The 7,769-nt window shown below is 39.5% G+C and carries 12 protein-coding genes and 2 pseudogenes; all 14 read right to left on the bottom strand.

Features of this window, described 5'->3' with window-relative positions; translation table 11 throughout:
* Nucleotides 1-157: 157 nt before the first annotated feature.
* The gene (locus tag AC0TNG_RS00280; protein ID WP_024907040.1) at nt 158-559 is read right to left on the bottom strand and encodes a hypothetical protein; all 402 of its coding nucleotides are present in this window, start codon (nt 557-559) and stop codon (nt 158-160) included.
* Nucleotides 560-646: 87 nt separating this feature from the next.
* Entirely contained in the window at nt 647-1,435 is a 789-nt protein-coding gene (locus AC0TNG_RS00275) for a macro domain-containing protein (protein WP_048991413.1), read from the bottom strand.
* Between the two features lie 202 nt (nt 1,436-1,637).
* On the bottom strand, nt 1,638-2,087 hold the full coding sequence (locus AC0TNG_RS00270; RefSeq protein ID WP_072050682.1) for a hypothetical protein: 450 nt from the start codon (nt 2,085-2,087) through the stop codon (nt 1,638-1,640).
* Nucleotides 2,088-2,089: 2 nt separating this feature from the next.
* Nucleotides 2,090-2,407: a hypothetical protein gene (locus AC0TNG_RS00265; RefSeq protein WP_473712409.1), complete on the bottom strand. Its 318-nt coding sequence runs from the start codon at nt 2,405-2,407 to the stop codon at nt 2,090-2,092.
* Between the two features lie 81 nt (nt 2,408-2,488).
* Complete coding sequence (locus tag AC0TNG_RS00260) at nt 2,489-2,590, bottom strand: RHS repeat-associated core domain-containing protein (RefSeq protein ID WP_080690917.1); 102 nt, start codon at nt 2,588-2,590, stop codon at nt 2,489-2,491.
* A gap of 102 nt (nt 2,591-2,692) precedes the next feature.
* Complete coding sequence (locus AC0TNG_RS00255) at nt 2,693-3,013, bottom strand: DUF7660 family protein (RefSeq protein ID WP_228117518.1); 321 nt, start codon at nt 3,011-3,013, stop codon at nt 2,693-2,695.
* A gap of 229 nt (nt 3,014-3,242) precedes the next feature.
* Nucleotides 3,243-3,761 (bottom strand): hypothetical protein, encoded by a 519-nt coding sequence (locus AC0TNG_RS00250; RefSeq protein WP_267214978.1) that lies wholly within the window; start codon nt 3,759-3,761, stop codon nt 3,243-3,245.
* A 190-nt stretch (nt 3,762-3,951) separates the two neighbouring features.
* The gene (locus AC0TNG_RS00245; protein WP_232473017.1) at nt 3,952-4,644 is read right to left on the bottom strand and encodes an Imm43 family immunity protein; all 693 of its coding nucleotides are present in this window, start codon (nt 4,642-4,644) and stop codon (nt 3,952-3,954) included.
* A gap of 91 nt (nt 4,645-4,735) precedes the next feature.
* The gene (locus AC0TNG_RS00240) at nt 4,736-4,933 is read right to left on the bottom strand and encodes a hypothetical protein (RefSeq protein WP_071994455.1); all 198 of its coding nucleotides are present in this window, start codon (nt 4,931-4,933) and stop codon (nt 4,736-4,738) included.
* 26 nt (nt 4,934-4,959) lie between these two features.
* Nucleotides 4,960-5,430: pseudogene (locus tag AC0TNG_RS00235) on the bottom strand (type IV secretion protein Rhs); the annotation flags it as partial.
* A gap of 25 nt (nt 5,431-5,455) precedes the next feature.
* Nucleotides 5,456-5,935: a hypothetical protein gene (locus tag AC0TNG_RS00230; protein ID WP_473712408.1), complete on the bottom strand. Its 480-nt coding sequence runs from the start codon at nt 5,933-5,935 to the stop codon at nt 5,456-5,458.
* 385 nt (nt 5,936-6,320) lie between these two features.
* Nucleotides 6,321-6,669: pseudogene (locus AC0TNG_RS00225) on the bottom strand (RHS repeat-associated core domain-containing protein); the annotation flags it as partial.
* 143 nt (nt 6,670-6,812) lie between these two features.
* On the bottom strand, nt 6,813-7,073 hold the full coding sequence (locus AC0TNG_RS00220) for a hypothetical protein (protein ID WP_267214980.1): 261 nt from the start codon (nt 7,071-7,073) through the stop codon (nt 6,813-6,815).
* Nucleotides 7,073-7,769: RHS repeat-associated core domain-containing protein (locus AC0TNG_RS00215; protein ID WP_473712407.1), on the bottom strand; the 697-nt coding region annotated here is incomplete at its 5' end. The genes AC0TNG_RS00215 and AC0TNG_RS00220, both read right to left, overlap by 1 nt.

Raw genomic sequence — 7,769 nt, 5'->3', positions numbered from 1 at the left:
ATCGTACTCCAGGCGCCGGGACCAGCGGCGCGGCGACGGGCGCTGGGCATTGCCGGTAAAGTTGTCCCATCGATAAAGATTACATCGTTAAAGATGGCGACGTAATGAACTTCTTGTTTAACGTTTGATTTGTTTTGAATGGTATAAATTACTGTTCTTACGCCTTCTTACGCAGATAGAACTCAAGATATTTTTTAGGTCTATCCTGAAAAGCACGCTCTTTGCCGTAGTTATAAGCATCGTTAAAATATTTATACGCTTCATTGAATTGATTCAACTCGTAACAGACCATACCCAAGTCGATTAACGGTGCAGTGTCTATATCCGATCCACGTGTCCGTAAAGCCGTCTCTCCCCATTTCTTTGCCTCAACGTAATCCGCAAGATCAAAATATGCGCTGTACATGCATGCAGAGATCCAGTTGGCAAATTCTGATTCGGACTTTGGTTCAGGAAGAGCTTGCCAGGCCTTTTGGTATTGTTCTAAAGCCTCGGCGTATTTTTGGCTGTCGTGTAACTCGTTTCCTTTTTCAATAGTATTTGTTATAGATATTTTCATACTCAAGCGCCTGTCCTTTTAATTAAAAATCCTTTTCTAAGCAACAATCGAATTCAATAAAATGCATTATTAAATTATCATTTTATATTATAAAATTATTACATTGCAATCGATCATCTTATAGCAAATCTTTTTAAGTATCAATGACTCTATAACATCCCAATCACCTCCACCGAGGCCAGCGCCTATTCTTGGCATTTGTACTGAAAGGCGATTTACTAAAGCAAAGTCAGATAACTTTTCAAGACAAACTTCCAGGGATGCATAACATACGTATTGATTTTTGTCATTGACATTTTTCTTAATACCATCTTGTGCATACATATTAGCAATAAATATCTGTTCTTTAGCATCAACCAAGACAAAATCAACCGTACCTAATTCTGGGGTGTTATTTCCATTGAAGCTATTGAGATAGTATTCCTTTGCAGAAGGATATTTATTTGAAAGAGACAGAACAAAGCCTTTACCCCATTTCCCTTTATTATTCACAATGTGAGCAATAACTATGGATTTTTTCAAAGGTTCCACAGCATTTCCAGACAAGAGCTTTATTTGTTTTTTTTCTTGCAATGAACTCGTTGATGTTTTCCAGAAAGTTTCAAATTCCTCATTCGAAATTTCTTCAGTATCACTTAAGTCCAGATCGCTTTTTTTACCATCATACAGCAGAAAACCAACTTTCTCGTTTTTATCTAGCAAAGAGGAAGATGCATAACAATCGCCATCTATAATATTTATTTGTCGTGTGGCCACCTCCCCTATGAATTCATTGAGAATAATTCCTTCACCTGCAATAAAATCAACGTTACCTTTATAGTATTTTTTCACATCAACCACAACTCCTCGCACTTTTAACAATTCTTTCGGAGACATCAAGATCTTTTGTGTTTAAGATAAAGAATGTATTTTTCCGGGGTTCAATTACATCCAGGCCAGTAACATCTATGTCAACAAAATGGCTTATACCTTTTTATTTTCTCGTTTAGGATGGCAACTGTCCAATTTATATTGGAAACACTATGATATAGTCATATAAGTAACTTCAATTGAATCATATCTTTTACCAGTTCTCCACTTACAATTCATGAGGGTCTAAGCAATAGTGGCAGAGAATTGTTCCTGTTAGGTTATGAGGGTCATAAGCAGCATCAACATGTCCCCACTCCCTTGATACAGGAAGAACAATAGTAGATTTAGTTTTGAACCATTCCCTTAAACATCGGGTGACTTTCCCTTCGGGTCTATTCTGTTTTCCCATCAATAATTTTTCTGGGGCGAAGCGCCAACTACGAATTATTGAGTTAGGATCATTGGGAACCAAGAAGTCAATTATTAGATATATATCTCCGAACTCATGGTCACCTTTAAGGATAGTTCTGTATGAGACTGTTTTATTGTCTTTTTTTTCAGGCCACCCCTCCCACCTTACATTTGTATTATTAAACAACTCTGTCTTAGTAACTCTTGGTCCTAATAGAACCCTTTTATTAAATTTAAGAACACCAGTTTCTGCGTCAAAATTCATTTTCACATCCCAATATCAAATGGAAGACCAATAGGTTCCAGAACTTTTTTATGATTCGAAAGGAAGAATTGGGTACCGCCACCGCTTCCTAACATTTCAGTATCTGGTGACAAAGCTTGTCCCGTACCAGCAATAGCATCTCGTTTGACTCTATACATCTGAATCTTACTTCTAAACCCATATTTTTCATGAGGTAGAACTTGTAAACTTTCCCATAATTTTTGTCGACTACCACTAGCAGCTTCTAAAGTGGCTTTGTCGAAATAAAATCCTGACTGCCCAGGTGCTCCACCATAAACAATATCGCCTTCTTTAAGCATTGTGTTTGACCAAGAATAACGGCCTTGATAAATCCCTCTTCCTTGCCACTGCCTACCAAATGCCGCCTGGTTATGGTCATTTTATCGAGTCGGTGCACACTTCGCTTTCAATCCTAATGGATCAACCCAATTCAACGGATTAGTGGCGTAAACGTAAGTATTTATACCGCCATTAAAACCTATCGGGTCATCGGAACGATTCGGACGCCATCATACTTTTTAACACGTTAAATAATAAAACGCCGGGAAGATTTAATGCTCTTCCCGGCCAATTATTATTGAATATTATTCATAAACTCTTGCAGCCATTAAAATATCTGCAATAAATGTCCAGTTAACATTTTCTGGAACAGGTAATTTTTGATTTAAATAATATCCATCCATATCTTCAACCCAAGATGCCATCGATTCAAAATATGAGGGTAAGTCTTTGCTCTCCCACTCACTTAGATTATTTCTGGCATTTGAAGATAAATTCTCAAGAAATTTAATAAAATCGTCTCTAGTATTTATTCCTTTAGTATTCATAACAATATTACTCCAGTACTTTTTTATTCCATCACCCAATTTGAAAATAATCGACTTACCATCTGTTTTTGTTGTCATTTTCCACATCTGATCAGCAGCTTCACTAGGTGAGGCCCATTTAAATGGAACTCGTTTCCTTTTTCTACAAGAGATGTAACTTTTTCATCAAATTTATCGAAACCGTTTTTCATATGCTTATTCATTATCAATCGAAAAGAGACCTCCTTGCCTATATAAAAGTGGTTTTAAGCGAAAAATGTTGTCAGAAGTAAGGAGGGTTCTAAAAGTGTTAGTTTTTATTATTAACCTAGCCAAAAAAGAATTGCTTAAAGCCTTCTGCCTCAACATCCTTAAGCTTGCTTTTTAGCATTAAATCGATATCTTCCAGAAAGTCCTCTCTGAAATTAAAATCATCATCTGTAGCATCACCATCATATTTACTTTGTTCGATCTCAATGGCAGAACAAAAAGCATCCAAAAAGTCGGCTAACGAATTGGAAATAATGAAATTTCTTTTTTGAATACTACCATAAACAGGAGATGTGATATTTTGGGTATCACAAAAAAGAACATCTCCATTTCGTTCAGCAAAGATTATATATTCATCGCGCCAGGTCGTGTCATTTTGAACTCGCCAGCCTGATAACATTTTATTAAGCTCTTGGGGCTCAACAATCTGTATAATGAATGCACCATCAAATGTTGGGTGGTCTTTTAAAATCAAATGGCTATAAAAAAATCGAATTTCACCATTTAAATTTACAGGAAAAGAAGTTTCATTTTCATCGTCTGCATAGTCTATCTCTCCCATATTTAAATCATTCATTTTGAATTTCTTGACAAAGTCTTGGATAGTATTTTTTATATGCATTATTCCTCTTTAAGAGTTATCATTATTGGCTACGCTTAAAATTACCATATCCATAGTTGAAAAATGTACTCATAATCCAAAGAACTTCTTCGCGCCATTAAAAAAGAAAAACAAAGAATCAATAATGGCACGACACCCTTCAATATTAAGGTAGTTTATTGCCCTTTCTTTTACGATTTGAGTGTATTTCGTAGAAATAATCTTCACAAAAAACGTCTAAAGCATTTTCCAGTGGAACAAGTTTCAACCCCCGGAATCCTTTACTGTCTATAACTTCCTTGACCTCTTGTTTAACAATGATAAAACCACCTAACAATGTGTCGTTCAACGAAAGTATATCATTTTCTAGCGCATCATCCTTGAATTCAATTTTAAAAGGTATGGTATCTCCGAACTTATCCTCTTCGAGAATAGATTTATCCTTATCTATAACATCGCCGCCTGGAAAATATGCATATTTAAAATCATCCCGAAGAACTTGACCATTCCCAATCGAAACTGGTGTAATATCTCGGCCAAAAAAAACATTGTGCTTATAATTTTCAAAAATCGAAAATAAAGACTTATCCATCAAGTGTCCAAAGTCTTTTTTATAATAGTCAAATTTCAAAGCCCCAACATTTTTATTGCACAACAAATAAATATGGTCTGGGCATGCATCGTCTGTTATTCGATAAGGGAAGGGAAAGGCAGAGCCTTCTATTTCCCAGTTTTCATTAACCTGTAATCTTTCATCAACCATGCCCTGTAAATTTCTTGGCATGCGTGATGATTCAAAGTCATTCATGATCACATAATAGGACATTAATTCATTCCCCTGATTTTTTTGTGGGAACATGACCCATCCAAATTTTATTCTTCATATCAATCTGGATCCGCCTTATAGCTATCCTCGCCCCTTTAGCATCTAATCTTCCAGAAATATATCGTTACTCAACACGAGCAATGCGCCGACGGAGAATGTCACTATAGTTATGATAATTACTGCTATGGAAGATATCCATACCTTTCCCTGCATCTTGTTTCATCGCTGATGCGCTACCTGGAAAATTAATACCATTAAACGCAGAGTTCATGTCTTTTCCGATGCCAATATTATTGAAGAATGATTGCTCCTCTTTCCACACCTCAACGGGTATAACATGGTGAGCAGAATTCGCTCCGGCGTGCCGTTCGGCTGGAAGTGGAACCAGAAAATCTCCGGGGCATCAACGCCGTCAATACGCGCCAGCGGGTCGTAGCTGTCCTGATCGCTGTAAACGTAGGTCAGCGGCACATCCCCGTGCACTTCCTGCAGCAGCCGGAACCCTTCCCAGACAAACCGGTTGGTAACCGGCTTACCGGTTGGCTGTCCGCCCAGCATCTGGCGGCGCGTTTTGCTGATGCGGCGACCGAGCGGATCGTAGCGGAAGCTGACCTGCGTCTGCGGTTTGTTGCGATCCCGCGGCTGGCTGATGACTTCCGTCAGGCGGTGTTCGCCGTCGTAGCGGTAGTGCCAGCGGGTCTGGTCGTTATCCTTCTCCACGGTGCGGCCGTGGATGTCATAACGCCAGCGAATGCCGTTCAGCTGCGTCAGGCGGTTGTGCGTGACCTTATCAGCGGAACCTTCAAGCGGGTTATCAGCACAATATGACAACCTTATTTAATAGTTAATTCCACGTTAAATAAATACCGCAATTAAATGATTTAATATCATAGCAAATAGTTATATCACCCCATTCCAAGTGCCACATTATACTATGTTTTTCTTTTTCATCTGGTTTGCCAAGATCATATTCACCCGACACCCATTGATATAAAAATTCGACTTCTTTATTTAGCATATCAATGTTAGAAACCTTATTCCAATCATTTATTGCCTTATAATACCCTCCCTCTTTATAAATTAATTGCACCGTAAATGGCAAATTACTGAAGCATAATGGTTGTATTATAATCTCGAATTCCTTTCCCGACCAAAGAACGGTATTAACTGTATAATGATGGGGAATTAATTTCTGCATTTTATTTTCTGATTCAAGATATTTGTAAAGATCAGAAGTTAGAAATTCCTCCTCCCTTTGTATTAAAAGACATTTATTGTCTAACTCAACCTTACTATTTACCATGTTAATTTTAAAATTAATCATATGCTAATGACCTTCCCCGGTATCAAAAGATTTCTAAATTCCTCAGGGATAAAGAATTGCCCCCCCCCTCGACCATATATCTCATTAGCCAATGCTCTTCCATATGCTACATCAATATCCTCACTTACATAATAACCTCTAACTTGCGTTCTTAATGTACGATGAGGATCTATTTTAACCTGAAGTGCTTCATGGTAGCCTATAGCATTTCCTTTATTTTGCCTAACGGTTGGATAAGTCACTGCATATGATGGAGGAGTATCACCGTTTGGATATAATGCATACAGAATCGTGCCTTTTTTCAGTTTCCTGTTTTTGTAGACATCTATACTTTGTAATCACCTTGACCTTGCCATCTCGTAGCTTCTTTAGATGGATCCTTACATTTACGGCTCAACCCCCACGGATCCACCCACCCCAGCGCATTCGGCGCATACTGGTAAAGGTTTATCCCCCCCGCCAGCCCTATCGGGTCCTGCTGCGTAAACCGTCCGCAGTCCGGGTCGTAATACCGGAACAGATTGTCGTGCAGTCCTGTCTCACGGTCCAGGTATTGCCCCTGCATCCGCAGGTTCTGAGAATATCCTGATCCCTGCGTCTCGCTCTCCCGCAACAGCTTGCCCCAGGCGGTGTTCGCCATCGTACCGGTAGTGCCGGATCTGGCCGTTATCCTTCTCTACGGTACGGCCGTGGATGTCATAGCGCCAGCGAATACCGTTCAGTTGCGTGACCCGGGCTTTGATTTTAATATATTAAGCCAGCCAATAGTGTTCTTTTATTAAAAATTATCTGTTTTCTGTTGTTTGAGTGAGCACTTCAAAAACAGACGCTGCTTAATTATAACCTCGCAAAAATCAATCCTTCTCTTTGCTTAATATCAGGGCATCATTTTTTTAATATCAAGTGCGTAATTAACAACATCATCTAAAAGTTTTTCTTCCCTGAGGGAAAAGTTTGCGTATTGAGCCATAGCTCTGCATGTTGACAGACTTTCAATTATTTCAAATGGAATTTTGTCTCCAAAAATCATTATCTGTTCATAACGAGTTTGAAAAAAATTTACCGATTCATGTTTACCATTGGCATTAAGTTCAAAAATTATTTTTTCAAGTGCATTTTTTAAGTTATTCAATTTCATTACCAGGGAACCCTTAAAGTTTTAACCACCCATGCTCTTGGAAGATTTGATACCACAGCCTGGTATCCCATCCCAGGATATCCTGCCCCTTGAGCTGCAGCAGGACCTTCACTCACCCACGTTCCTTTAGGAACTCTAAACTCTGATACATTAGTAATATTAACACCCCAATCATGGCGAATAGCTAGCTTTTCTCGCAAAACCTCCTCGGAATTGTATTTTTCATTTGTCAGCCAAGAAATTTTTCTTCCTGTTCTATTATTTACACCATGATATTTATAAAAAGTCTCGTCTCTTTTCAGCTGCCTGTTTTTATAAACGCTTTTATCAAATGTTTCTGCAATTCCTCCAGGAAGTTGCGGCCCTGGTTTTTTCCCTGTATTGCATCGGCTTAACCCCCACGGATCCACCCACCCCAGCGCATTCGGCGCATACTGGTAAAGGTTTATCCCCCCCGCCAGCCCTATCGGGTCCTGCTGCGTAAACCGTCCGCAGTCCGGGTCGTAATACCGGAACAGATTGTAGTGCAGCCCTGTCTCACGGTCCAGGTATTGCCCCTGCATCCGCAGGTTCTGGGAATATCCTGATAGCTGCGTCTCGCTTTCCCGCAGCAGCTTGCCCCAGGCGCTGTTAACGCCTTCCCAGCGCACCTGCCCTTCGACATCCGTCATCCGTTCCGGCGTGCCGTTGGGCTGG

Source organism: Enterobacter sp. PL_is514, assembly GCF_055816715.1.
Note: the sequence above shows the minus strand (reverse complement) of the source record. Positions and strands in the feature narration are given on the sequence as shown.

Coding starts and splice junctions, on each gene's coding strand:
- AC0TNG_RS00245 (WP_232473017.1), bottom strand. CDS start 4,644: ATGTTCCCACAAAAAAATCAGGGGAATGAATTAATGTCCTATTATGTG.
- AC0TNG_RS00275 (WP_048991413.1), bottom strand. CDS start 1,435: ATGTCTCCGAAAGAATTGTTAAAAGTGCGAGGAGTTGTGGTTGATGTG.
- AC0TNG_RS00255 (WP_228117518.1), bottom strand. CDS start 3,013: ATGACAACAAAAACAGATGGTAAGTCGATTATTTTCAAATTGGGTGAT.
- AC0TNG_RS00280 (WP_024907040.1), bottom strand. CDS start 559: ATGAAAATATCTATAACAAATACTATTGAAAAAGGAAACGAGTTACAC.
- AC0TNG_RS00220 (WP_267214980.1), bottom strand. CDS start 7,073: ATGAAATTGAATAACTTAAAAAATGCACTTGAAAAAATAATTTTTGAA.
- AC0TNG_RS00270 (WP_072050682.1), bottom strand. CDS start 2,087: ATGAATTTTGACGCAGAAACTGGTGTTCTTAAATTTAATAAAAGGGTT.
- AC0TNG_RS00265 (WP_473712409.1), bottom strand. CDS start 2,407: ATGCTTAAAGAAGGCGATATTGTTTATGGTGGAGCACCTGGGCAGTCA.
- AC0TNG_RS00230 (WP_473712408.1), bottom strand. CDS start 5,935: ATGATTAATTTTAAAATTAACATGGTAAATAGTAAGGTTGAGTTAGAC.
- AC0TNG_RS00250 (WP_267214978.1), bottom strand. CDS start 3,761: ATGAATGATTTAAATATGGGAGAGATAGACTATGCAGACGATGAAAAT.